General features: G+C 61.9%; 23 protein-coding genes and 4 tRNA genes. 8 read left to right on the plus strand and 19 right to left on the minus strand.

Annotated features, from left to right (window positions below; all coding sequences use genetic code 11):
* Window positions 1–3: 3 nt before the first annotated feature.
* Together C1H69_RS02890 and C1H69_RS02895 are read left to right on the plus strand one after the other, a co-directional pair.
* The gene (locus tag C1H69_RS02890) at window positions 4–366 is read left to right on the plus strand and encodes a NifB/NifX family molybdenum-iron cluster-binding protein (RefSeq protein WP_102651904.1); all 363 of its coding nucleotides are present in this window, start codon (window positions 4–6) and stop codon (window positions 364–366) included.
* Entirely contained in the window at window positions 363–734 is a 372-nt protein-coding gene (locus C1H69_RS02895) for a hypothetical protein (RefSeq protein WP_102651905.1), read from the plus strand. Before C1H69_RS02890 ends, C1H69_RS02895 begins: the two co-directional genes overlap by 4 nt.
* Before the next feature lie 98 nt (window positions 735–832).
* Here the strand turns inward: C1H69_RS02895 and cysS are convergent, their stop codons facing one another.
* Both cysS and C1H69_RS02905 read right to left on the minus strand, forming a co-directional pair.
* Window positions 833–2,224, minus strand: a complete 1,392-nt coding sequence (gene cysS, locus C1H69_RS02900; RefSeq protein WP_102651906.1) for a cysteine--tRNA ligase — start codon at window positions 2,222–2,224, stop codon at window positions 833–835.
* Between the two features lies 1 nt (window position 2,225).
* Window positions 2,226–3,905, minus strand: a complete 1,680-nt coding sequence (locus C1H69_RS02905) for a glutamine--tRNA ligase/YqeY domain fusion protein (RefSeq protein ID WP_102651907.1) — start codon at window positions 3,903–3,905, stop codon at window positions 2,226–2,228.
* Window positions 3,906–4,102: 197 nt separating this feature from the next.
* Here C1H69_RS02905 and C1H69_RS02910 point away from each other — a divergent pair, with 197 nt between their 5' ends.
* Entirely contained in the window at window positions 4,103–4,612 is a 510-nt protein-coding gene (locus C1H69_RS02910; RefSeq protein ID WP_102651908.1) for a peptidylprolyl isomerase, read from the plus strand.
* An 86-nt stretch (window positions 4,613–4,698) separates the two neighbouring features.
* Window positions 4,699–5,463 (plus strand): UDP-2,3-diacylglucosamine diphosphatase, encoded by a 765-nt coding sequence (locus tag C1H69_RS02915; protein ID WP_102651909.1) that lies wholly within the window; start codon window positions 4,699–4,701, stop codon window positions 5,461–5,463.
* A 1-nt stretch (window position 5,464) separates the two neighbouring features.
* On the opposite strand, the gene C1H69_RS02920 is transcribed toward C1H69_RS02915, so the two are convergent.
* The 11 genes from C1H69_RS02920 to C1H69_RS02975 form a co-directional block, all read right to left on the minus strand.
* The gene (locus C1H69_RS02920) at window positions 5,465–6,496 is read right to left on the minus strand and encodes a CobW family GTP-binding protein (protein WP_102651910.1); all 1,032 of its coding nucleotides are present in this window, start codon (window positions 6,494–6,496) and stop codon (window positions 5,465–5,467) included.
* A gap of 180 nt (window positions 6,497–6,676) precedes the next feature.
* The gene (locus tag C1H69_RS02925) at window positions 6,677–8,488 is read right to left on the minus strand and encodes a SurA N-terminal domain-containing protein (protein WP_102651911.1); all 1,812 of its coding nucleotides are present in this window, start codon (window positions 8,486–8,488) and stop codon (window positions 6,677–6,679) included.
* Window positions 8,489–8,685: 197 nt separating this feature from the next.
* The gene (locus C1H69_RS02930; RefSeq protein WP_102651912.1) at window positions 8,686–8,958 is read right to left on the minus strand and encodes an HU family DNA-binding protein; all 273 of its coding nucleotides are present in this window, start codon (window positions 8,956–8,958) and stop codon (window positions 8,686–8,688) included.
* 174 nt (window positions 8,959–9,132) lie between these two features.
* Window positions 9,133–11,541: an endopeptidase La gene (gene lon, locus C1H69_RS02935; RefSeq protein ID WP_102651913.1), complete on the minus strand. Its 2,409-nt coding sequence runs from the start codon at window positions 11,539–11,541 to the stop codon at window positions 9,133–9,135.
* A gap of 147 nt (window positions 11,542–11,688) precedes the next feature.
* Window positions 11,689–12,966 carry an ATP-dependent Clp protease ATP-binding subunit ClpX gene (gene clpX, locus C1H69_RS02940; protein WP_102651914.1) on the minus strand — a complete coding sequence of 426 codons (1,278 nt, stop codon included), beginning with the start codon at window positions 12,964–12,966 and terminating at the stop codon, window positions 11,689–11,691.
* A gap of 75 nt (window positions 12,967–13,041) precedes the next feature.
* The gene (clpP, locus tag C1H69_RS02945) at window positions 13,042–13,662 is read right to left on the minus strand and encodes an ATP-dependent Clp endopeptidase proteolytic subunit ClpP (protein ID WP_102651915.1); all 621 of its coding nucleotides are present in this window, start codon (window positions 13,660–13,662) and stop codon (window positions 13,042–13,044) included.
* Between the two features lie 87 nt (window positions 13,663–13,749).
* Window positions 13,750–15,120 (minus strand): trigger factor, encoded by a 1,371-nt coding sequence (gene tig / locus C1H69_RS02950; protein ID WP_102651916.1) that lies wholly within the window; start codon window positions 15,118–15,120, stop codon window positions 13,750–13,752.
* Window positions 15,121–15,419: 299 nt separating this feature from the next.
* Window positions 15,420–15,494, minus strand: a tRNA-His gene (locus C1H69_RS02960).
* A gap of 24 nt (window positions 15,495–15,518) precedes the next feature.
* Window positions 15,519–15,593 (minus strand) — tRNA-His (locus tag C1H69_RS02965).
* 88 nt (window positions 15,594–15,681) lie between these two features.
* Window positions 15,682–15,758, minus strand: a tRNA-Arg gene (locus C1H69_RS02970).
* A gap of 69 nt (window positions 15,759–15,827) precedes the next feature.
* A tRNA-Pro gene (locus C1H69_RS02975) sits at window positions 15,828–15,904 on the minus strand.
* Between the two features lie 219 nt (window positions 15,905–16,123).
* Between C1H69_RS02975 and folD the strand changes: the two genes are divergently transcribed.
* From folD to mtnN, 3 genes are all read left to right on the plus strand, one after another.
* On the plus strand, window positions 16,124–17,002 hold the full coding sequence (gene folD / locus C1H69_RS02980) for a bifunctional methylenetetrahydrofolate dehydrogenase/methenyltetrahydrofolate cyclohydrolase FolD (protein WP_102651918.1): 879 nt from the start codon (window positions 16,124–16,126) through the stop codon (window positions 17,000–17,002).
* Window positions 17,003–17,077: 75 nt separating this feature from the next.
* Window positions 17,078–17,551: an S-ribosylhomocysteine lyase gene (locus C1H69_RS02985; RefSeq protein ID WP_102651919.1), complete on the plus strand. Its 474-nt coding sequence runs from the start codon at window positions 17,078–17,080 to the stop codon at window positions 17,549–17,551.
* A gap of 66 nt (window positions 17,552–17,617) precedes the next feature.
* Window positions 17,618–18,397, plus strand: coding sequence for a 5'-methylthioadenosine/S-adenosylhomocysteine nucleosidase (gene mtnN, locus C1H69_RS02990; protein ID WP_240609788.1), 780 nt, complete (start codon window positions 17,618–17,620; stop codon window positions 18,395–18,397).
* Window positions 18,398–18,466: 69 nt separating this feature from the next.
* On the opposite strand, the gene pyrC is transcribed toward mtnN, so the two are convergent.
* A complete protein-coding gene (gene pyrC / locus C1H69_RS02995; protein ID WP_102651920.1) occupies window positions 18,467–19,504 on the minus strand; it encodes a dihydroorotase in 1,038 nt (345 codons plus the stop codon).
* Between the two features lie 191 nt (window positions 19,505–19,695).
* Between pyrC and C1H69_RS03000 the strand changes: the two genes are divergently transcribed.
* Window positions 19,696–20,109: a hypothetical protein gene (locus C1H69_RS03000; protein ID WP_102651921.1), complete on the plus strand. Its 414-nt coding sequence runs from the start codon at window positions 19,696–19,698 to the stop codon at window positions 20,107–20,109.
* Window positions 20,110–20,137: 28 nt separating this feature from the next.
* Here C1H69_RS03000 and C1H69_RS03005 read toward each other — a convergent pair whose 3' ends face one another.
* From C1H69_RS03005 to C1H69_RS03025, 5 genes are all read right to left on the minus strand, one after another.
* Complete coding sequence (locus tag C1H69_RS03005; RefSeq protein ID WP_102651922.1) at window positions 20,138–21,388, minus strand: NAD(P)/FAD-dependent oxidoreductase; 1,251 nt, start codon at window positions 21,386–21,388, stop codon at window positions 20,138–20,140.
* A 307-nt stretch (window positions 21,389–21,695) separates the two neighbouring features.
* The gene (locus C1H69_RS03010; RefSeq protein WP_102651923.1) at window positions 21,696–22,157 is read right to left on the minus strand and encodes a tellurite resistance TerB family protein; all 462 of its coding nucleotides are present in this window, start codon (window positions 22,155–22,157) and stop codon (window positions 21,696–21,698) included.
* 92 nt (window positions 22,158–22,249) lie between these two features.
* Entirely contained in the window at window positions 22,250–23,545 is a 1,296-nt protein-coding gene (locus tag C1H69_RS03015) for a TRAP transporter large permease (RefSeq protein ID WP_102651924.1), read from the minus strand.
* On the minus strand, window positions 23,545–24,087 hold the full coding sequence (locus C1H69_RS03020; protein ID WP_102651925.1) for a TRAP transporter small permease: 543 nt from the start codon (window positions 24,085–24,087) through the stop codon (window positions 23,545–23,547). Before C1H69_RS03020 ends, C1H69_RS03015 begins: the two co-directional genes overlap by 1 nt.
* Before the next feature lie 78 nt (window positions 24,088–24,165).
* Window positions 24,166–25,146, minus strand: coding sequence for a TRAP transporter substrate-binding protein (locus C1H69_RS03025; RefSeq protein ID WP_102651926.1), 981 nt, complete (start codon window positions 25,144–25,146; stop codon window positions 24,166–24,168).
* Window positions 25,147–25,165: the final 19 nt, after the last annotated feature.

Raw genomic sequence — 25,165 nt, forward strand, 5'->3', positions numbered from 1 at the left:
CGAATGCTCGACCTCCCCGTGAAACTCGCGGTCGCCAGCCAGGAAGGCGTGGCGATCAGCGAACACTTCGGCCACGCCAAGCGCTTCTGGATCTACTCCGTCACTCCTGACGAGTGCCGCCTGCTGGAGCAGCGCGAGGTCGAACACTACTGTCTGGGCAACCACTCCAGCAAGACCGCCATGGCCGGCATCCTAGAAGCGATCAAGGACTGCCATGCGGTATTCGTCGCCAAGATCGGCGACGGTCCGGTGGAAAAGCTCGAGGCCATCGGCGTGCACGCCGTCACCGGCTACGCCTGGGAAACCATCGATGAATCATTGATCGATTACGTCCGGCGCACGATGGCCGGCGAGGTGGTGTCGTGACCGCCGAACGAGTCGCGCGCTGGGTCGAACGGCACCCGCTGTCCCCCGCCCATGTGGACTGCGCCATCGCCGTCATGCTCAAGATACTCGATGGCAAATGCAAGATGAAACCCACGGAAAAGCGCGTGATGGCACTGCTCTACCGGCAGATCGCGCCACGCACCGGCGAGCGTCTCGACAGTGGGGTTCATGAGCTGATCGCCATGGCCCACGGCAATCTCGACGAGGCCATGAAGAACCGTATCTACGAACAGCGCGTGCTGGCCGAAACCATCATCTCTCGCCCGGTGATGAAGGGTTTCAAGGCGATGATCCGACGACAGGGCCTTCTCGACGAACGGCACGACGCGGAGGAAGCCGAGGGTTGAGTCCGCAACGCCATCGTCGCGGGACAGGGTCCGTGTCCGGCCGGGACTGGCGCACGCCTTCGGACATCATCGACCGGGAATGGGAAGCCGCTACGCGCCTATTCGCCAGGTGGCTCGTATACCCAACTCGTCCCCTCGCGGGAGTCCTTGAGAAAGATCCCAAGCGCCGCCAGTTCGTCACGAATACCATCGGCTGTCGCAAAATTCTTCGCCTTCTTGGCTTCCGCACGTGCAACGATCTTCGCTTCGATCTCGGCTTCACCCAGTGGCAACTCGCCAGCATCACCCTTGAGAAACGCCTCCGGCTCCTGCTGCAGCAGCCCCAGCACGCTTCCCAGGCGTTTGAGCTCGAACGCCAGGGCCGGCGCCTGTACCGGGTTTTCCTTCCTGGCACGGTTCATCTCCCGAGCCAGGTCGAAGAGCACGGAAAGCGCCTCGGGGGTGTTGAAGTCATCGTCCATGGCCGCGGTGAAGCGCGAATCGAAACGGCCGTCCACCTCCCCCTCGGCTGACGCCACACCCGCCAACGCATTGTAGAAGCGCTCGAGGGACTTGCGAGCCTCCGACAGCGACTCCGGCGCGTAGTTGATCGCACTGCGATAGTGGCTGGCCACCAGCAGGTAGCGCACCACCTCCGGGTCATGATGCTCGAGCACCTCGCGGATGGTGAAGAAGTTGCCCAGCGACTTGGACATCTTCTCCTGGTTCACCCGCACCGCTCCGGCATGCATCCAGGTATTGACGTAGGGCTTGCCAGTGGCCGCCTCGCTCTGGGCGATCTCGTTCTCGTGATGCGGAAAGGTCAGGTCCGGCCCGCCACCGTGAATATCGAAGGTCTCTCCCAGGCAGCATGTCGACATGGCCGAGCATTCGATGTGCCAGCCGGGGCGACCCTCGCCCCAGGGTGAAGGCCAGCTCGCCTCGCCGGGCTTGGCCGCCTTCCACAATACGAAGTCCAGCGGGTCCTCCTTGTGCTCGTCGACCTCCACCCGGGCGCCGGAGCGCATCTCGTCCAGGTTGCGATTGTTGAGCTTGCCGTAGCCTTCGAACTTGCGTACCCGGTAGTAGACGTCGCCGTTGCCGGCCGCGTAGGCGTAACCCTTGTCGAGCAGGGTTTCGATCATGGCCAGGATCTCGCCGACGTGGCCGGTGGCGCGGGGTTCGTGATCCGGGCGCAGAACGAACAGGCGCGCCTCGTCCTCGTGCATGGCAGCGATCATGCGCTCGGTCAGCGAGCCTATGCTCTCGCCGTTCTCGTCGGCACGCTTGAGGATCTTGTCATCGATATCGGTGATATTGCGCACGTACGTGACGTCATGGCCACGCCAGCGCAAATAGCGGGTGACCACGTCAAACGCCACCATCACGCGGGCATGCCCGAGATGGCAGTAGTCGTAGACGGTCATGCCGCAGACGTACATGCGAACCCGTCCCGGTTCGATGGGTTCGAAGGCTTCCTTTCGGCGCGTCAGCGTGTTGTAGATCTGCATGTCAGCCCTTCTTCTGTATCTTCGCCCAGGTGTCCTTCAGTCCCACGGTACGGTTGAACACACGCTTGCCGTCACCACAGGAATGACGGTCGGCACAGAAGTAACCAACGCGCTCGAACTGGAAGCGCGACTCCGGCGCCACATCGGCCAGGCTCGGCTCACCCATGGCCTGGCACACCCGCAGGGAATCCGGGTTGAGATGCTCGAGAAAATCGGCGTCCTTGTCCCGGTCGGGCTGCTCGACCTGGAACAGGTTGTCGTAAAGGCGCACTTCCATCGGTATTGCATGGGTGGCACTGACCCAGTGGATCACGCCCTTCACCTTGCGACCTTCGGGATTCTTGCCCAGGGTGTCGAAATCCACCGAGCAGTGCAGCGCCTCGACCTCGCCATCCGCGTTCTTGGTGACCTCATCGCAGCGAATCACGTAGCTATTGCGCAGCCGCACCTCCTTGCCCGGCGCCAGGCGGAAAAACTTCTTGGGCGGCTCCTCCATGAAGTCGTCCCGGTCGATCCACAGTTCACGCGTGAAGGGTACCTGGCGCATGCCCATGTCCTCGCGAGCCGGATGGCCGGGCACCTCATAGATCTCTTCGTGATCGCAGGGCACGTTGGTCAGCACCACCTTGAGGGGCTTCAACACGCACATGGCCCGCGGCGCGTTGTCCTCGAGATCGGCCCGAATGGCATGGTACAGCATGGCGATGTCCACCAGGCCACCGTCGGCACGGGTCACACCGATCATGTCGCAGAACTTGCGAATCGATCCCGGCGTGTAGCCGCGGCGACGCATGCCGGAGATGGTCGGCATCCGCGGATCGTCCCAGCCATCGACGATGCCCTCGTCCACCAGCAGCTTGAGCTTGCGCTTGGAGGTCAGGGTGTAGTTGAGGTTGAGCCGGGCGAACTCGATCTGGCGAGGCTTGACCGGCACCGGCAGGTTGTCGAGGAACCACTCGTAGAGAGGGCGATGGTCCTCGAACTCCAGGGTACAGATGGAGTGCGTTACCCCCTCGATGGCATCCGACTGGCCATGGGTGAAATCGTAGGAGGGATAGATCTTCCACGCGTCGCCGGTCTGGTGATGGTTGGCGTGGCGAATGCGGTACAGGATCGGGTCGCGCAGGTTGATATTGGGCGAGGCCATGTCGATCTTGGCCCTCAGTACTTTCTCGCCCTCGGCGAACTCGCCGACACGCATCCGCTCGAGCAGGTCGAGATTTTCTTCCGAGTCGCGCTCACGATAGGGGCTCGGCCGGCCCGGTTCGGTCAGGGTGCCGCGATAGTCGCGAATCGCCTCGGGGGAAAGATCATCGACGTATGCCTTGCCTTCACGAATCAAATGCCGCGCCCAGGCATACAGCTGTTCGAAGTAGTCGGAGGCGAAGCGCACCTCTCCCGCCCACCGGAAGCCCAGCCAGCTCACATCCTCCTTGATGGCATCGATGTAGGCCTGCTCTTCCTTGGCCGGGTTGGTATCGTCGAAGCGCAGGTGACAGTCACCACCAAACTGCTCGGCCAGACCAAAATTCAGACAGATCGATTTGGCGTGTCCCACATGCAGGAAGCCATTGGGCTCCGGCGGAAAACGGGTCACGATCTTGGCGGCCTGGCCAGTCGCGATCTCCTCGCGGATCTGGTTGCGGATGAAATTCGGCGCGCTGGCGGTATCGGTGGTCATGTTGATGCGGCAAACCTCTGGTTGAATCGCGAGCCTACGGACGCAAAGTGAGCGATGGAGTAGACGCCGCGACAGCAAGGCGACTACCCGACGCGCTTCGCGCATCGGTGCAAAACGGCTATTATAGCGTCACGCCCATGCACGGCGCCAAGGCGCGCCTGCCATTGCTCGAGTTACTAGCGCACAGGAAACTATCGATGATTGTTCTGCAGACCAATTTCGGGGATATCACGGTCTCCCTCAACCATGACAAGGCTCCGAAAACCGCCGCCAACTTTGAGCAGTACGTCCGCGACGGTCACTTCGATGGCACCCTCTTCCACCGGGTCATTCCCGGCTTCATGGTCCAGGGAGGCGGCTTCGACCAGGAATTCAACCAGAAACCGACCCTTGATCCGGTGGAAAACGAAGCCGACAACGGCTTGAAGAACACGACGGGCACCCTGGCCATGGCCCGCACCCAGGACCCCCACTCCGCCACGGCACAGTTCTTCATCAACGTGGCCGACAATGACTTCCTCAATCATAGTGGCAAGAACCTCCAGGGTTGGGGCTACTGCGTCTTCGGCGAAGTCGTCGATGGCATGGACGTGGTCGAGAGGATTACCGCCGTCGAGACCACCCGCCGCGGCATGCACGCTGACGTGCCGGCCGACGATGTGGTCATTCAGCGAGCCTACGCGAAAGACGAGCCGGCGGATGCCTGATCCGTACTGACATGCCCGCCCGTGCGGGCATGTTGCTTCCCGTTACCACGCCTTCGTTCCGACAAGAGCCCAGAGAGACGCAGCCCATGACGACTCTGCTGATTGCCGACCTGCACCTGCATCCAGACGCTCCGGAGGTCACCAATGGCTTCCTCGACTGGCTCGAGAACCGCGCCCGCGGGGCCAGTGCCCTCTATATTCTCGGTGACTTCTTCGAAGTCTGGATCGGTGATGACCTTCTCGACCATGTCGAGACCGATGCCAGTGGCAACGCCGCCCTGGCAGTACGTGTCGCCAAGGCCCTGCGTCGTCTGGCAGACAAGGGAACGGTCATCTACCTGATGCACGGCAACCGCGACTTCCTGCTGGGCAGCCGCTTCGCCACGGCAGCCGGCGCCAAGTTGCTGACCGACCCGGCTGTCGTACAGTTCGGCGAAGAAGCGGTGCTGTTGATGCACGGTGACAGCCTCTGCACCCGTGATGAAGCGTATATGGCCTTTCGCAACCAGGCACGCAACCCAGCCTGGCAACAGCAGGTACTGGCCATGCCATTTTCCGATCGCATCACGCTGGCCGCCTCCCTGCGCCAGCAGTCCGGCGAAGCCACGTCCAACAAGGCCGAAGACATCATGGATGTGACCCCCGCCGAAGTCATCGAGGCAATGCGCGACCATGGTGTCACCACGCTCATTCATGGTCACACCCACCGCCCCGGCATCCATGAGCTGGAAATCGATGACAGGCCCGCATGCCGAATCGTGCTCGGCGACTGGCGCCCGGACCAGGGCTGGGAAGTCCTGATCGAGGGCGGCGCTCACCCCGAACTGCGCAAGTTCAGCCTGTCCGGCTAGTTCAACAGCGGCACGCCTGGAGCTCCCTCTCCAGGTGTGCCGCGTCGGGCAGTGTGCCCGACTCGCCGATGACTTCCAGTCGGGAGTCCTGACGCCATGCACTCGGCTCGAGGCTGACGGTCGCATCACTGCGGTTATAGAGCGTCCAGCCGGCATCGGTATTCAGGACCCCCTTGACGCGCAGGCCAGCCGGCAAGCGACCGAGCACTGCCGTCAATCGGTCCAGCATGAAGCGATCGGCGGGGTGCCAGCGCCAGCCCAGGGTCGTGTAGCCCAGCGAAGAGGCGGCCCCGTGAACTGGCTGACCCGGCAAAAGCCCTGCCGTGTCGAAACCATCGAGTATCACCACCCGGGAAGCCGATTGGCGCAATTCGGTGTGGGCACGACTCTCCTTGCGCCGATTGCCATTCCCCCCATGCCGCCCGCCCTCCGACAACAGCGAAACGGGCAACTCCCCCCGGCACGCCTCCGCCACCCATTTTCGGGCGGGCCAATGGTCTTTGGCATGGCGATGCGCCGCCTCGACCTGCTCAGGCGACGCAAGATCCACCAGGGTCAACACCACGGCATCGGCCATCGCCAACTGATCCCGGAAGGTCTCGTGGTCTCTCGCACGCGGCTCATCCAGGCGCCGCGGATCGAGGACCGCGATGATATCGCAAACGTCGAGCACATCCCGGAAGGCCTCACCACGCAGCACATCGAGCAGGCCGGCGGGGTGCCCCAGCCCGGAGGGCTCTATGATCAGACGGTCGGGGCGGTGGCGGTGAACCAGGTTGACCAGGGTCGCCTGCAGAACGAAAGCCAGCTGGCAGCATAGGCAACCGCCAGGCAGCCCTTTTATCACCAGGTCGTCCCGCGCTTCGAACATTGCCTGATCGATCCCCACCCGACCAAATTCATTAATGAGGATCGCCCATGTCTCCCCCGCCGGCTTCTGCCCGATCAGGCTGCGGATCAGCGTGCTTTTACCACTTCCCAGGAAACCGGTAATGAGATGTACGGGTATTTGCGATAGTGGCGCATCACGCATGTCACGCTCTCCAGCAAGGCATTGACATGTTATATAGTAACATACTCAATGACTCTTCTGCCACGCCTGGTGAATTGTGTCCGGGAGCTGGAAAATAGGGAGATAACGGTATAAATGCCGAACAAAACGAAGGGGCACAGCGTGCCCCTTCGTTTCCCGCAGCGCAGGCCTATCGACCGGCTATCGGCTGATCTCGGCGGACTCCCTCAGGTGAGACTGAAGCCCCTGGATGGCAGCCTGTGCTCTCAACTGCTCGGCCATGCGGGCAACGAAGCGTTCAACTTCCGCATCGACCTCGCCCTCGGCGACATTGTCGAGCGCCACCAGGACAACCCGTTCACCATCGACGGCATGCCCATAGACGGGATCATCGCCGGGGTGTGGTAGACGGAATGCCGCTCGCTCGACGGCCCCGGGAGCCTGACCGCCCTGGCGCGTGACCCCTTCGACCTGCTCCCAGTCACGCTCGAGCTGCTCGCCTCCGCGGAGGCGCTCTACCTGTTCCCGGGCCACATCCAGAAGTGCCTCGCGCTCCTTGCGGCGCTCCACAGCGGCCATGACCTGATCACGCACCTCGTCAAGAGGCAGCACGGTGGTTTCACGATGTTCCGCCACCCGCAGCACCATGCGCCGGTCCTCGTCGAGCTCGATGACTTCGCTGTTGAAGCCTTCCACCAGCACATCCTCGCTGAAGGCTTCACTCATCACGCCCGGCTCCGAGAGCACGCCCTGACCGCCGTCGCGGGAGACCCAGTCGCTCTCCTCCAGGCTGAGCTCCAGACCGTCCGCCACGCTGGCCAGGTCATCGGCTGCAAAGCTTTCATCGATCAGAGCCTGCACACGGCGGTTGAAGACATCATTCACCTCCACCAGTGCCAGTTCACGCCGCAACTCGTCCCGCATCTCTTCGATGGGTGGCTGATCCAGCTCGGTGACCTTCACGAGATGCAGCCCATTGCTCGTTTCGACCACGCCAGATACCTGGCCGAGACCAATCCCGAAGGCGGCATCATCGAATGCCTGACCAAAGAAACCACGGCTGATCATACCCAGATCACCGCCCTGTTCCGCGGTAGTGGGATCGTCTGAATAACGGAGGGCCAGGTCGGCGAAATCCTCACCCTCGGCCAGGCGCTCCCGAACTTCCTCGAGCCTTTCCTCGGCCTCGTCCCGGCCGCGCTCACCGTTGAAGGAGGCCATGATATGCGATACGCGACGGTCGGCATCCCGGCCGCGCTCCTCCCAGGCGTCCCGGATGGCCTCATCGCCGACGTCGACCTGCTCGGCCATTTCCTGCCGGTCCACGATCACGTACTCGAGTCGCACCTGCTCGGGACGCTGATAGCGCTCGGCATTGGCTTCGTAATAGACGACCAGGTCCTGTTCGCTGACTTCCACGGGTTCAGGCAGGTCATCGGTCGTCAGGACGTGATAACGGAAGCTACGGGTCTGGCGCTGCAGTGCCGCCAGGATTTCCTGCTCGTTTTCCAGAGTGAAATCACTGGCTGCCAGGCCTTGCTGAAGCTGCTGCCGCTTGAGATCAATCCGCAGCGCCGCGCGGAAGGTGGTGGGAGAGAAGCCGGCACTGGCCAGGCGATTGCGGAACAGGTCGGCATCGAAACGACCGTTCTGGTCCTGGAATTCCGGCAACGCCACGATCACCTGATCAAGCTGTTCGTCCGAGAGGTACATCCCGCCATCATCGGCGAAGGCGGTCAACAGGCGCTCACCGATCAGTTCATCGAGCACTTGACCGCGAAGCGCCCGCTCCTGTTCGGGGGGCACCTGGCCGGACCGAATGGCGCGCTGCACCTCCATCTCCAGCTCCTGGCGGGTGATGGTCTGGCCATTCACCTTGGCGACTTCGTCGCCGCCTCCGCCAAACAGCCCCACCAGGGATTCGACCCCGAACAGGGCCATGGTCACGACCACGGCGCCGATGATGATCTTGGCGCCCCAGCTCCTGGAGCGATCACGAATACTTTGCAGCATGCAGGCCTCGGGTGATGGTTGTTGGCTGGCTGATGCGCCGTATTATACGGTGACAGAGGCTTTCCCACCATGGCCCCCACCCGGTACAAAGTGTCAGCTCATAAAGAAGGCGCATCGCCATCGCGATGCGCCTGATTTTTTGCTGCCCATACCTGCCAGTAGGTGTTGACAGACTGCGGCGCAAATAACTCTTCGACTCAGTTCACAGAGTCCTTGAGCGCCTTGCCGGCCTTGAAGGACGGCACCTTGGCTGCGCTGATCTGGATCGGCTCGCCGGTCTGCGGATTGCGTCCTGTTCGAGCAGCACGCTCCTTCACGGAAAAAGTACCAAAACCCACCAGAGACACTGTCTCGCCGTTCTTGAGGCTATCGGTGACGGTGTCGACCATGGCATCCAATGCACGAGTCGCGGCGGCCTTGGGAATATCGGCAGACGCGGCGATGGCTTCGATCAGCTCGGATTTGTTCACACTTCACCCCTTGACTGTTTCAGAGAATGGCTCTAATCGGCGCGCCTTTCGCCCGGCAACACGATCACAGCATCGCTGCAGTTTATAGCAATGCTGCCAAAGATGGTCAAGCAATCAACGGCGCTAAAGCGCGTCATACCGGGATTTTGGCCCCGGCATAACACAAAAAAAACGTTAATGCGTACTAATCATCGAGGCTGAAGATGCCGAATCTTCGGCTCGAGAATCATCACTTTTGGCGTCAGGCCTTTCGACCAGGGCCGCCTCCAGCACCTCATCAATCCAGCGGACAGGCCGAATATCCAAGGCATCCTTGATGTTGTCCGGCACCTCCTTGAGGTCTCGCCGGTTCTCTTCCGGGATGAGCACGATCTTTATACCACCGCGCCGTGCGGCCAGCAATTTCTCCTTCAATCCGCCGATCGGCATGACCTCGCCTCGCAGATTGACCTCCCCCGTCATGGCAAGATCACAACGGATCGGCCTGCCGGTGTAGGCAGAGACCATCGCAGTCACCATGGCAATCCCGGCACTGGGGCCATCCTTGGGCGTGGCGCCCTCGGGGACGTGGATGTGCAAGTCCTCCTTCTCGAACCGCTCGGGATCGATTCCCAAGCCAATGGCTCGGGCACGAACCACGGTATGGGCGGCGCTCACCGACTCCTTCATGACGTCGCCCAGCGAGCCCGTCTTGTTGACCCGCCCCTTGCCGGGCGTCACCACCGATTCGATATTCAGGAGTTCGCCACCGACAGAGGTCCAGGCCAGACCGGTCACGCGCCCTACCTGGTCCTCCTGATCGGCCAGGCCATAGCTGTAGCGACGCACGCCGGCATAGGCCTCGATATCCCCCGCCGCCAGCACTACCGGTGCCTGAGCGCCTTCCTTGCCCTCTCCCTCGAGGCGTTCGCGCAGCACCTTGCGACACACCTTGGCGATCTGGCGCTCCAGTTCACGCACCCCCGCCTCACGCGAGTAATACCGGATCAGCTCGAGCAGTGCCTCATCGGAGAAGCTGAGCTCGTCTTCCTTGAAGCCATTGGCCTTGAGCTGCTTGCGAACCAGATACCGGCAGGCAATGGCAAGTTTCTCATCCTCGGTATAACCGGGTAGTCGAATGATCTCCATGCGATCCAGCAGCGGCCCGGGAATGTTCATGGAATTCGCGGTGCAGATGAACATGACCTCGGACAGGTCGTAGTCCAACTCCAGGTAATGATCGTTGAACTTGTCGTTCTGCTCGGGATCGAGCACCTCGAGCAAAGCTGAGGCCGGATCGCCACGATGGTCCATGCCAAGCTTGTCGACTTCATCGAGCAGGAAGAGCGGGTTCTTGGCCCCCGCCTTGCTCATGCGCTGGATCAGCTTGCCCGGCAGCGAACCGATGTAGGTACGCCGGTGCCCCCGAATTTCGGATTCGTCCCGCACCCCACCCAGCGCCAGGCGCACGTACTTGCGATTGGTGGCGCGGGCAATCGACTGGCCCAGCGAGGTCTTGCCGACCCCCGGAGGGCCAACCAGACACAGCACCGGCCCCTTGAGCTTCTTGACCCGCTTCTGAACCGCCAGGTACTCGAGGATGCGCTCCTTGACCTCTTCCAGCCCATAGTGGTCCTCATCGAGCACCTTGTGGGCGTGTATCAGGTCGTGCTTGACGCGGGTGCGCTTCTTCCAGGGCACCGATACCAGCCAGTCGAGATAGGAGCGCACCACCGTGGCCTCGGCCGAGTTGGGCGACATCATCTTCAGCTTGCCCAGCTCCTGGATCGCCTTGTCACGGGCCTCCTTGGGCATGCCCGACTCGTCGATCGCCGCCTCGTACTTCTCGGCCTCGTTGGGGACGTTCTCGAGTTCGCCCATCTCCTTCTGGATGGCCTTCATCTGCTCGTTGAGATAGTACTCTCGCTGGGACTTCTCCATCTGATCCTTGACGCGGGATCGAATGCGCTTCTCGACCTGCAACAGATCGATCTCCGACTCGATCAAGGCCATCAGGTGTTCGATACGGTCGCGCACACGGTCCATCTCCAGCAGCCGCTGCTTGTCGTCGATCTTCAACGACAGGTGCGCACAGATGGTGTCCACCAGCCGGCTGGGGTCCTCGATGCCCGACAACGAGTTGAGCACCTCGTTGGGCACTTTCTTGGAAAGCTTGACATATTGCTCGAACTGGTTGAGCAGGACCCGTACCAGCGCCTCCTGCTCACGCTCGGAGAGCGGTTCGCTGTCACGCAGTACGGCCTCGGCCAGGCTATAGCCCTGGTCGGTATGGTGAACCGCACGCAGGTCGGCACGCGACGTGCCCTCGATCAACACCTTGACGGTACCGTCAGGCAGCTTGAGCAGCTGCATGATCTCGGCCACGGTGCCGATGTCAAAGAGGTCCTCGGTGCCGGGGTCATCCTGGCCAGCTTCCCGCTGGGCCACCAGCAGCACACGCTTGTCGGCCGCCATGGCGGCATCGAGTGCCTGGATGGACTTCTCCCGACCGACGAACAGCGGTATCACCATCTGCGGATAGACAACCACATCACGCAGTGGCAGAAGGGGCAGACTCAGGGTCTGATCAGCGTTCTGCTGCATCGCAGACGTTCCTCAAACGGGTGGATACGGAAGGGATGGGGGCACGGGGACCCCATTGCAAGAGGACAGCAGGAGACGCGCACGGAAAGGGGTCGCCCGGGCGACCCCTTTATTGGCATGGACGTCAAACGGGAAAGTCCGCCAAACTCAGCCGTCGGTACCGTCGACCCGCTGCTCCTGCTGCGAGTAGATCAACAGCGGCTCGCTCTCGCCAGCAATGACCGAGGCGTCGATAACCACCTTGGTCACCCCTTCCATCGAGGGAATTTCATACATGGTATCCAGCAGCACCGACTCGAGGATGGAGCGCAGACCGCGGGCGCCGGTTTTACGCATCATGGCCTTTCCCGCCACGGCGCGCAGAGCATCCTCGCGGAATTCAAGCTCCACACCTTCCATGTCGAACAGCCGTGCATACTGCTTCACCAACGAGTTCTTCGGCTCGGTGAGGATCTGAACCAGCGCATCTTCACTGAGTTCGGTGAGGGTCGCGATGACCGGAAGGCGACCGACGAACTCGGGGATCAGGCCGAACTTGACCAGATCCTCGGGCTCCACATCGGCCAGCAAGGCACCGACACCCTTGGCCTCATCCTTGCTCTTCACGGTGGCGTTGAAACCGATGCCACCCTTTTCGGCTCGATCGCGGATCACCTTGTCCAGCCCGGCAAAGGCACCACCGACAATGAACAGGATATTGCCGGTGTCCACCTGCAGGAACTCCTGCTGGGGATGCTTTCGACCACCCTGAGGGGGAACGGAAGCCGTAGTGCCTTCGATCAGCTTCAGAAGCGCCTGCTGAACGCCCTCACCCGACACGTCGCGGGTGATGGAGGGATTGTCGGACTTGCGGGAAATCTTGTCGATCTCATCGATGTAGACGATACCACGCTGGGCCTTCTCCACATCGTAGTCGCACTTCTGCAGCAGCTTCTGGATGATGTTCTCGACATCCTCGCCGACATAGCCCGCCTCGGTGAGAGTCGTGGCATCGGCGATGGTAAACGGAACATTGAGCAGACGTGCCATGGTTTCCGCCAGCAGCGTCTTGCCACTACCGGTCGGGCCAATGAGCAGAATATTGGACTTGCCCAGCTCCACGTCATCGCCCTTGATGCCGGCGCGGAGCCGCTTGTAGTGATTGTAGACCGCCACGGACAACACCGTCTTGGCGCGGTCCTGACCAATCACATAATCATCCAGGGTGCGACGAATCTCGCGAGGAACGGGCAGGCGCTCCTCATCGCTCTCGGCATCGGCATCGAGAACTTCCTCGCGAATGATGTCGTTGCACAGATCGACACACTCGTCGCAGATATACACGGACGGGCCGGCAATCAGCTTGCGTACCTCGTTCTGGTTCTTGCCACAGAACGAACAATACAGCAGCTTGCCGCCTTCGTCCTTGCCTTTGCCGTCGGCCATTCGCGTACCTCTGTCGCTTCGGCGGCCAGCAGCCACCGGAAATCACGTATGAAGGGCGTGTATTGAATCACGCTATCAGGATGTTGGCCGCTTATCCAGCACGGCATCGATGAGGCCGTATTCAACCGCCTGGTTACCGTCCATGAAATTGTCGCGGTCGGTGTCACGTGCAACGGTCTCGAAGTCCTGCCCAGTGTGGTGGGCCAGGATACGATTCAGCTTGTCACGGATACCGAGGATTTCACGCGTGTGGATCTCGATATCGGAGGCCTGGCCCTGATAGCCACCCAGCGGCTGGTGAATCATGACCCGCGAGTTCGCCAGGCAATAGCGCTTGCCTGCCGTACCGCCCGCCAGCAGCAGCGCACCCATGCTGGCAGCCTGACCGATACAAACGGTCGACACGTCAGGCTTGATGAACTGCATGGTGTCATAGATCGCCATGCCAGCCGTTACCGCGCCACCCGGGGAATTGATATACAGGTGAATGTCCTTGTCCGGGTTCTCGGACTCGAGGAACAGCATCTGTGCCACGACCAGATTGGCCATGTGATCTTCAACCGGACCCACCAGGAAGATCACACGCTCCTTCAGCAGGCGAGAGTAGATGTCATAGGCCCGCTCGCCGCGTGCGCTCTGCTCTACCACCATCGGCACCAGGCCACCGGCGTTTTGGGTCTCGAACTCGTTGCTCATCTGTGTGATGTCCTTGCATCCGATGAATGGAAGCGAATACCACCCCTTTCGGCCCGACCGCACCGAAAGGAGGCGGCTGGCTCAGGATCAGCTCTTGGCTTCCTGGCTTTCCTCGACTTCGGTGTCTTCGCCCTCTTCGGCGTCCTGCTCGGCCTGTTGCTGAGCCGCGGCCAGGGCCTGCTGATAGCTCATCTCCACGTCCTTGACGGTAGCCTGCTCAAGCAGCCGGTCAACAGCCTTCTCTTCGAGGATGGCCGACTTGACCTGGGTCTTCAGCTGGTCGTTACCCATATAGTAATCAACGACCTGCTGCGGCTCCTGATACTGCTCGGCCAGCTCTTCCACCTTGGCACGAATCTCGTCATCGGTGGCGTCCAGCTCACCGGACTTGATCACCTCGGCCAGCAGCAAGCCAACCTGAACGCGACCCTTGGCCTGCTCGGTGAACAGTTCGTCGGGCAACTGGGAGACATCGAAGTCCTCGCCCAGGCCGAACTGCTGGGCCGCCTGCCGCTTGAGCCCGTCGGTTTCCTGTTGCACCAGGGACTGGGGCACCGGGACGTCATTGGCCTTCTTCAGCGCATCGAGAACCTGCTGCTTGACGCGATTGTCAACGGCCTGTTTCGCCTCACGGGCCATGTTCTTCTTCACTTCGGCGTGAAATTTCCCGACATCGCCATCTTCGACACCGAAGCGCTTGATGAAGTCTTCATCGATCTCGGGCAGGGCCTGGCCGCTCACCTTGTGAACCTTGACCTGGAAAGTGGCTTCCTGGCCGGCCAGGTGCGAAGCCTGGTAATCCTCGGGGAAGGTCACCTTGATCTCTTTCTCTTCGCCGGCCTTGGCGCCGGCCAACTGATCCTCGAAGCCCGGGATGAAATTGCCGGAGCCCAGGACCAGATCGTGACCTTCGGCACTACCGCCTTCGAAAGGCTCGTCGCCCAGGAAACCCTGGAAGTCGATGGTAACCTGGTCACCATCCTCGGCGACACGGTCGACCTCTTCCCATGCAGCGTTCTGCTTGCGTAACGTCTCGACCATCTCTTCGAGATCGGTATCGGTCACCTCAACCACCGGGCGCTCCACTTCGGTACCCTCGATGGAGGCCAGCTCGATCTCGGGATACACCTCCAGGGAAGCCACGAACTCCAGGTCCTTGCCTGACTCGTTGACCCTGGGCTCGATGTTCGGAAAACCGGCCGGGTTGAGGTTTTCTTCGGTGATGGCCTTCACGTAGCGTTCGCGCATCACTTCGCCCACCACTTCATCGCGCACGTCTCGACCGTAACGCTGGCGCACCACGGCCATGGGCACACGGCCCTTGCGGAAACCGTTCAGGCGAACGTTCTTCGCTGTGTCCTTGAGGCGGGCCTCGACGGCTTCGTCGACCTCGGCCGCCGGCACCTGAAACGTGACACGGCGTTCGATCTGGGAGGTCGTTTCGACGGAAACTTGCATGAATAGTCCTCTACCGACTGGGGGCGTTCTGTTGAAAGCGTGGAAAGGCAAAAGGGAGATTCTAAGAATCCCGCCCTGCGCTGGCAAGCATTATGCCCATAGAATGGGGGCACCACGGCACATTGCAAGGGGTCTGACGCAATCGGAGCAGATGATAGGCTCCATGACGCGGCACGGCATGCACGACGCCGGACAGTCATGGCGAATCGGCGATCGGCAGGGGATCGATGACGAATGACAAACCGGAAAATCCGATCTGGGAAACGACAGGAAAGGAATCACAACTGGGCCTGATGCAATGGGGTGGATGATGGGGATCGAACCCACGACCACCGGAGCCACAATCCGGGGCTCTACCACTGAGCTACATCCACCATTGCAGGACCAGAACATCGACATGGGGTGGATGATGGGGATCGAACCCACGACCACCGGAGCCACAATCCGGGGCTCTACCACTGAGCTACATCCACCATATCGATTACCGCTCGTCGATGCTTGGCATCGACAACCACCCGTTCGACAACCGGGCCAGAGCCGTCCCTGCGAAACACACCAGAATGGCACGCCCAGCAGGACTCGAACCTGCAACCTACGGCTTAGAAGGCCGTTGCTCTATCCGGTTGAGCTATGGGCGCATTCTACGATCCATGGCACCTGACCGCAACCCCAGCGTATGCCATTTTATCAGCATAAACAGTAAGTTGTGGTCGGGGTGGAGGGATTCGAACCCCCGACATCCTGCTCCCAAAGCAGGCGCGCTACCAGACTGCGCTACACCCCGCCGGCCTTCGCACGGCCTCGACGCACCACAGGGGTCTCATCGAGCGTTGCGTATTCTACCCGAGAATCCCTCAGGGTCAATAGCTGCCTGACACAGGAGAGCTTTTTTGCGCTTTGCCTGACGGCCCCGGCATGCGAAAATCGGCACCCTTCCTGCTCCGGCCACGCACCTTGGCGTCATGACGCCGGCTATCCACCATCCACGAACGAGGGAGATACGATGACCGCCCAACTCATCGATGGCAAGGCCATTGCCGCCCGGGTCCGCCAGCAAGTCGCGCGCCAGGTCGAGGCTCGCCGTGCGGACGGCAAGCGGACCCCCGGCCTGGCCGTCGTGCTGGTGGGCGATGACCCGGCCTCGCGTGTCTATGTGCACAACAAGCACCGCGACTGCGAGCGGGCCGGCATTCTCTCCTTCCTGCATACCCTGCCCGCCGACACCTCCCAGCAGACGCTGGAAAGCCTGGTCGATGACCTCAATGCCGACCCCCGTGTCGATGGCATCCTCGTGCAGCTGCCTCTGTCTGCGCATCTGGATGCGCGCCCCATACTCGAGCGCATCCTTCCCCACAAGGATGTCGATGGCTTTCATCCCTATAATCTCGGACGCCTTGCCCAACGCCTGCCAATGCTGCGCCCCTGCACGCCGAAGGGAGTGATGACCCTGCTCCAGGTCAGCGGGCTCACGGTTCGGGGCCTCGATGCCACCGTCGTCGGCGCCTCCAACATCGTCGGCCGCCCGATGGCGCTGGAATTGATGCTGGCCGGCTGCACGACGACCGTCTGCCACCGCTTTACACGCAACCTCGAAGAGCATGTCAGGCGCGCCGAACTGCTGGTGGTTGCGGTAGGCAAGCCCGGCCTGGTCAAAGGCGAGTGGGTGCGTGATGGCGCCATCGTCATCGACGTGGGCATCAACCGGGAGGAGGACGGCCGGCTCGTTGGCGACGTGGAGTTCGCTCCTGCCGCCGAGAGAGCCGCCTGGATCACCCCGGTACCGGGTGGAGTCGGCCCCATGACAGTGGCCTGTCTACTGGAAAACACCCTGTTCGCCGCCGAACTGCATGATGCAATGGCCATGGAAGCCGAGCATGTCTGAGCCCTGGCGCCTGACATGGCCTGGCTCCTCGGATAGAATACGCCCCTTCCCATTCACCCAGCCGAGAGGCCGCTCATGAGCGACAAGATGAACGTCGAAAGCTTCAACCTGGATCACACCAAGGTGAAGGCTCCCTACGTGCGCCTGGCCGATATCAAGACGGGACTCAACGGCGACACGATCCACAAGTACGACATGCGTATCTGCCAGCCCAACCAGGATCACATGGAGATGCCCGCCCTGCACTCCCTCGAGCACCTGATGGCGGAGCTGTCGCGCAATCATTCGGACCGCATCGTCGACATCAGCCCCATGGGCTGCCAGACAGGCTTCTATGTCGCGCTGATCAACCACGACGACTATGACGACGTGCTGAACCTGCTGCAGAAGACCCTGGAAGACGTACTGGAGGCCGAAGAGGTACCGGCCTGCAACGAGAGGCAGTGTGGATGGGCCGCCAGCCACAGCCTGGAAGGTGCCAAGCGGGTCGCGCGCGGTTTCCTGGACAAGCGGACCGAGTGGACACGGGTCTTCGCCGAAGGCGCCTGATCTTTCGCCGTGCACAGGCATGCCCTGGCCTGTCGGCGCACTGGAATACTGGAGATTTCCTGACAGATGAAACGCATCGGTATCATCGGCGCCATGGCCCAGGAGGTGGAATATCTCGCCTCCTTGCTGGAGGGTCGTCGCACCCGCACCCACGTCGGCTGCACCTTTCACCACGGTCGGCTGCATGGCGCCGACGTCGTGATCCTGCAGTCCGGCATCGGCAAGGTGAATGCGGCCATCGGCACCACATTGCTGCTGGATGTCTACAAACCGGAAGCCATCATCAATACCGGCTCGGCCGGCGGCTTCGGTGAAGGCCTCGAGATCGGCGACGTGGTGGTCTCCAGTGAAGTGCGCCATCACGATGTCGATGCCGTGGTATTCGGCTACGAGCATGGGCAGGTACCCATGATGCCGGCGGCCTATCTGCCCGACGAGCGCCTGGTCAGGATCGCACGCGAATGCGTCGAGGCGCTTGGAGAGGTGCGCGTGGTGGAAGGCCTCATCGCCACCGGCGATGTCTTCATGGCATGCCCCGAACTGGTCCTGAAGACGCGCACGCGTTTTCCCACCATGCTGGCCGCCGAGATGGAAGCCGCTGCCATCGCCCAGACCTGCCATCTCTACGGCTGCCCCTTCGTGGTCATCCGCTCGCTGTCGGATATCGCCGGCGGCGGCGACAACCACCTCTCGTTCGAGCAGTTCCTGGAACAAGCGGCCGCTCACTCGGCACGCATGGTCGAAACCATGGTGGCGCGCCTGGCCGACCCATCGCTCCCGGGAGAGCAGCAGCGGAAACAGAAGAACAAAGGCGAGGGAGAGTCCGAGACGGCCACCGTCGGCTGAAGCCCCTCTCTGCCTCTCGCCCCCTGCCTACGCAAACGGCCGCCTCTCGAGGCGGCCGTTTGCGTGGCATCAGTCGCGCAGCTTCCAGTCCAATGTCTCACCCGCCTTGAGCGGCACGATTCGCTCGCCCGTGACATAGGGCAGCGACGGGGGCAGCCGCCAGGTTTCACGAACCAGGGTAACCGTATCGGCGTTGCGTGGCAGGCCATAGAAATCGGGGCCGTGGTGACTGGCAAAACCTTCCAGCCTGTCCAGTGCGCCGGCCTGCTCGAACGCCGTGGCGTACAGCTCGATGGCTGCCGGAGCCGTGTAGGCACCCGCGCAGCCGCAGGCGGATTCCTTGTCACCCTGCGCATGGGGTGCGCTGTCGGTGCCCAGGAAGAACTTGCCGCTACCTGACGTGGCCGCCGCCAGCAGCGCCTCCCGATGGCGCTCGCGCTTGAGAATGGGCAGGCAATAATAGTGAGGCCTGATTCCGCCCACCAGCATGTGGTTGCGATTGAACAGCAGGTGATGCGCCGTGATGGTCGCTGCCACATTGGCCGGCGCATGGGAGACAAACTCGACGGCATCCGCCGTGGTGATGTGCTCGAAGACCACCTTGAGATCCGGATGGCGCGCCAGCAGAGGCTTCATGACCCGTTCGACAAACTCGGCCTCGCGATCGAAAATGTCGATCTCGGTATCGGTCACCTCGCCATGCACCAGCAATGGCATGCCTAGACGAGCCATGGCCGCAATCGCCTCGTCACAGTGCGCAAGGTCGGTCACACCGGAATCCGAATTGGTCGTTGCCCCCGCCGGATACAGCTTGACCGCATGGACCAGGCCGCTTTCACTCGCCCGCTCGATTTCTTCCGGCGGCGTGTTGTCGGTGAGATAGAGAGTCATCAGCGGCTCAAACACGGAGCCCTGGGGGCGGGCGGCCAGGATGCGCTCCCGATAGGCGATGGCCTGTGCCGTCGTGGTTACCGGAGGCCGTAGATTGGGCATGATGATGGCTCTGCCCATCTGCCGCGCAGTCGCAGGAACGACTGACTGAAGCGCCTCACCATCGCGCAGGTGCAAATGCCAGTCATCGGGTCGAGTCAGGGTGATAGCGTTCACGGCTTATCCTGTGGTCAGCATGGATTGGCGGGCGACAGTATACCGGAAGCGGGATCGCTCATGTCCGTCCGCGGTCAAAACTTGCCACGGCTGACCGGCACCCACCAAGGCGGTATCGCGGTGAACTGCGGCAACGGGGCAAGAATTGCCGTATCATCGACGCCGTTTGTCGCCGTGAGAGAAGGTTGCCAATGCCCAGGGTTCGCCACTATGCCGATATCGTTGCCGTTCTGGCCGGCCTCATGTGGATCGTTGTCTTCTGGTCGATCAGCATTTCCGCGCGGCTGGACAGCATAGAACCCACCTTGGCTGCCCTGCTCGCCCTCGGTGCCATGATCCTGGTCAGTTTCGTGCACCGCCCCTTTCGGGTCCATCTCAGTCGCCACCATGTCCGCAAACGGCGAACGGAAATGTGGATGCACATCCTTGCCCTGCCCATGGCCCTGGCCCTGGTACTGGGAGTGATCCTGGAAACGCTGATCACTCCGCTCAACGGGCAACAGAAGATGCTGTTGTTCAATGTGCTGGCGACGGCAGGCTGGGTGGTCTATGTGATGACGCTGCTCATCAAGTTTCTCCATCATCAGTTGAAGCGGAGACGCTGAGCCTGCGTGAAACGAACGCGACTGACAGTCAACTACCGAAACGATCGGCCCTGAAGGGCGACATGTCTACCGCCGTGGGCTCCCCTTCCATCATCTCGGCCACCAGCCGACCGGTCGCAGGTCCCAGGGTGAACCCCTGATGGCCATGCCCAAAGGCGAACCACAACCCTTCATTGCCAGGCGCCGGGCCGATGACCGGCTTCATGTCCGGCAGACAGGGGCGTGCGCCTTTCCAGGGTTCGGCATCCAGCCGTTCACCCAGGGAGGGGTACAGTTTCCTTGCCATGCGTTCGGCGGCGGCCAGTTGACCGTGATGAGGCGGCGAGTCCAGGCGCTCGAGCTCGGCACCTGTCGTAAGGCGGATCCCGGCGCGCATGGGCGCCAGGATATAGCCGACCTCGGCGTCCAGTAGCCAGTGGTGCAGCCGCGCCTCGTGACTGGCAGCGTAGTGCATGTGATAGCCACGCTTGACGAAGGTCGGCAAGTGGTAACCCAGCGCCTTCAACCACTCACCGGCCCAGGGGCCTAGTGCCACCACGACGTCCTCCGCCTCATGGGAGCCGGCATCGGTCTCGACCCGCCAGCCCTGGCCATGACGGGCCACACCCTGGATACCGGCCTGCAGAAAGCGGCCACCCTCTCGCTCGAAGCTCTGTGCATAGGCCGACACCAGGCCACCCGGATCAGCAACGCTCCAGGCGTTGGTCCAATGAATCGCGCCGACGGGGTCATTCGACAGCTGCGGCTCACGGCCACGAAGCGCCGCCTGGTCCAGCAGGTCATGCGTCACCCCGAAACGCTCGGCGGCATCACGCGCCTCCTGCGCCCGCACAGCCAACGCAGTGCCGGTCCGATACACCTCCAGCCAGCCATCCCTGCTCACCAGATCGCCCGCTCCCGCGGCCTCGATCATCGGCTCGTGCTCCTGGGTCGACAATTCGATCAGTGAGGCATATTCGGGGATGATGCGCCCATGACTGCTCGGGGAGGAGTGGCGCCAATAGCTGAATAGCGGCCCGGCCGCGCCCAGCATGCCCCGCAGGCTGTAACGGATATCCACACGACGGTTGGGCAATACCGTCAGCAACTTGCCGAGATCTCGGGGGAAAGGATAGGGGCGAACGGCTTCTCGCTGAATCAGGCCACCATTACCGAACGAGGTTTCTCGCCCTGGCGGACGGCGATCCATCAACAGCACCGAACGACCCCGGCGGGCCAAGTGCCAGGCAATGGATACGCCGACCATGCCGGCTCCCAGAACGATGGTTTCGCGAGACATGCCTCTCCTCCAGGTTTCACAGACGAAGGATCCGGCACCGGGCCAGAACCGAGTGCACATTCTAAGCTCTATCTGAAAAATCGGCGAGCGATGGCCAGACAAGGCAAAAATCGGCGAGAAAGCGGAGTTTACGGAGGGGTAAATGAGTATTTCGAGCCGATTTTTAACGCCGTGTGGGCAAGCGCAGACCTTTTTCAGACAGAGCGTGACAGTGCCATGGTCCAGGCGCAGACGGTTCCCCTGACAACAGCCTTCGCTCGCGGCCGGCAGCAGGAGCCACCGGTCACTCAGCGATTTGCCGCAGGCGTCACGGCTGGCCTGAAATGCCTTGGACCTGGAGCTTGGTGCGAATGAAATCGGAGTGGCTGACATACAACAGGTCGGCCAGGCGGCGGATGCGATGCTCTTCAAGAGCGTTATGGCCACCATCGGCATTGGCCAATATCCACATCATCCTCACCAGATCGCAACGCTGCTCATAGGTGTAATGCTGCTTGACCAGGCTGACGAACTGATAGTGGTCCACGGACGTTTCCACCTCCTCCCTGGCCATCTCCATCAACTCTTCGACATCGTCTCCCTTGAGGTGGAAACGCGCCTTGAGCAAGTCACGCAAGGCATCGAGCTGAGCCTGATCGGTGTGATAGTCGGCACGCATCACCTCACAGAGCAGTGCCGCGGTGGCCAGTTCCAGAGTGGGGGCTGGGCCGGCTTCGGTCTCTGGTTCAGCCAGGGCCTGTTGGAAGAAACGCTGGATCGTGTCGAGCATATCGTGTCCCTTGGGATATTAACGCCTCTGACCCGGGGCGGCCCCGGGGGTTCCGCCAGCGGCCGCTTCACATGACACGCTCCTTGGCCGCCTCAATAGCCCATCATGCGCGGCAGCCAGGTGGCCAGCCCCGGAATGGTGATGAGCAACAGGATGCTGCCCAGTATCGGCAGCAGGAATGGCAGGACGGCCATCACCACCTGGCCGAATCTTAACCGGGTGATGCCCACCATCAGGAACAGCACCGTACCGAAGGGCGGCGTGATGACCCCCACGGACAGGGTGATGACCATGACGAGACCGAAATGGATCGGGTCCAGCCCCGCCGCCAGAGCGGCCGGCACCACGATGGGCGTGAAGATCAGGATGCTTTCGAGCACCGACATGAAGCATCCGATCAGCAGGAAGAAGAACGCGAAGCCGACCAGCAGCATGATGGTGGAAAGCTCCATGGCCACCACCTGCCCAGCCAGCGCCTGGGGAATGCCGATGCGCACCAGGATCCAGCCGTAGAAGCTCGATACGGCAATGATCAGCAGAATCGCCGCGCTGAACATGAGTGTGCGGCGGAAGGATTCATACAGAGCGCGAAGCGTCAGGTCACGATAGACCACCATGCCCAGTATCACCGCATACATCGAGGCAACGGCCCCCGCTTCGGTAGGCGTGAAGAACCCGGACCAGATACCACCCACGATGATCACCGGCATCATCAGCGGAAGAATCGCCCGCTTGCCGGTACGTAGGACTTCCCTGGGATCGAAAGGCGTCGGCGCAGGCATGGCGACCCGCTTGCCCGCTCCCAGCACAACCGTCATTCCCATCAGCAGCAGCGCCATCAGCAGGCCGGGCACCACCCCCGCCATGAACAGCGCCCCGATACTCACATTAGCCAGCCAGCCGTACACCACCAAGGCGATGGAGGGTGGCAGGATGGGGCCGATGACACTCGACGCGGCCGTGATGCCAGCCGAGTAGCCGAGGTCATAGCCCCGCTCTTTCATCGCCTTGATCTCGATGGTGCCGAGCCCCGCCGCATCGGCCACCGCGGTACCCGACATGGTGGCGAAGATGGAACTCGCCACCACATTGGCGTGCCCCAAGCCGCCCTTGGTGAACCCCACCAGGGCCGTGGCGAAATCAAAGATACGCACAGTGGTGGAACCCGTGTTCATGATATTGGCGGCAAGGATGAACAGCGGGATCGCCAACAGGGTGAAGTTGTTCAGCGTCTGCACCATGCGCAGCGACAGGAGCTCCACCGGCAGGCCTCCTGCACCGGTGACGGCCAGGGCGATGAAAGAGGTGATACCGATGGCCACCACCACCGGCAGACCGATGATCATGAGCACCAGCAGGCCGCCGACAAAAATGAGAAGTTCCTGCATCAGCGGGGCTCCTCGCCAGAAGTATCGACCGGCTGCCAGCTCACTGGCCCGCGGAGGGCCTGCCAGGAGGCGAGCAGCGCCATGCCGGCAAAGCCGAGAAAGATGCCGTAATAGAGATAGCTGAAGCTGATACCCAGCGACACGGTACGGTTGTTGGCGCTCATGTCCGACATGATCCAGGCGCCCCAGGCCGCCAGGATGAAGAAGCCGGCCGACAGCAGCGCCACGAGACGATATTGGAGATGGAGCGCCAGCGCCCCCATGCGGTGACTGAAGAGATCCACCAGCAAATGTTCGCCCCGCACCCAGGCGGAAAGCGAGCCGAAGCCCACGGCGTAGATGGCCAATATGGAAGCGACCTCCTCTGACCAGGGCATGCCGAACTGGAGGAGGCCGCGAGCCAGCACGGCCGAGACGATAAGCACCAGAATGCCGGCAAGCAGCAGGACACCCGCAGCGTCACATACCCGCGTGATGCCCCTCAGCAGAAAATAGGCCAGCCGGTCGGCTCCGCCGACAGGCGGCAATGCGGAAAGGCTCAAGTGTGTTACCTCCAGATAAAACCCGCCAGCGGCGTCCCCAAGCGAGCGCCGCTAGCGGGTATCACGAGCTTCGCTCGCTCAGTTGCCGTCACGCCCGCCCATGGCATCTTCCATCACGCCATCGGCCATCTCGGCCATGATGCGCTCGATGGCGGGCATGGCCGCATCACGGAAAGCGTCGATGTCCGGCTCGATGATGGTCATGCCGTTGGCTTCGAGCTGCTCGAGATAGTACTCGTCGAGCTCACGCTCCACCTCTGAGCCATGCTGTCGCGCCACGTCGATGGCCTCGGCGATCAATGCCTGGTCGTCGGCATCCAGGCCATCCCACCAGCGCGAACTGGCCACCCAGTTCCACGGAAACTGAACGTGGCTGGTCAGGATGATGTGGTCCTGCACTTCCCACAGCCGGCGGGTATAGGGCGACGACAGCGAGTTTTCGTGACCATGGACCTGACGCGTCTGCATGGCCAGATAGATTTCCGGTGCCGGCACATTGACTACCTGAGCACCGATCTCTTCCCACACCTCGAGCCATACCGGCAGCGAGGGCAGGCGCATGCGAAAGCCCTGCAGGTCATCGGGCGTATGGATGGCCTTGTCGGCGGTCATGTGGCGAGGGCCGCGGTGCTGGGTACCGAAGTACTTGATGCCCCCTTTCTCTTCGGCGCTTTCCACCAGCCTCCGACCGGATTCGCTTTCCATGAAGCCGTCGACCTCGTCCCAGGTGGCGAACACGAAGGGCACGGTGATGGCGTCATATTCCGGCGCGTACTGCTGACGCCAGTTACCGCCGGTAATGGAGAGCTGCGTCTGCCCCAGGTTGAGCAGCTCCAGAACGGCGTTCTCGCCGCCGAGGGAACCGGCCAGGAACGGTCGCACATTGAAACGCCCCGGCGCCTGTTCTTCCAGATATTCGGCGAAGCGTTCGACAGCGGCGCTCTCCGAACCGCCTTCGCTCATGGTGTTGTTGACTTGAATCTCGATGGTGCTGGCAGCCGCCAAGGGCCCGGTCAACATGCCCAGTGCCGCCAGCGTGGCAAGCAATGACTTTCGCATCGTGCTCTCCTGCAATTAT

This window comes from Billgrantia endophytica, assembly GCF_002879615.1.
In the GTDB taxonomy this organism is placed as follows: domain Bacteria; phylum Pseudomonadota; class Gammaproteobacteria; order Pseudomonadales; family Halomonadaceae; genus Halomonas; species Halomonas endophytica.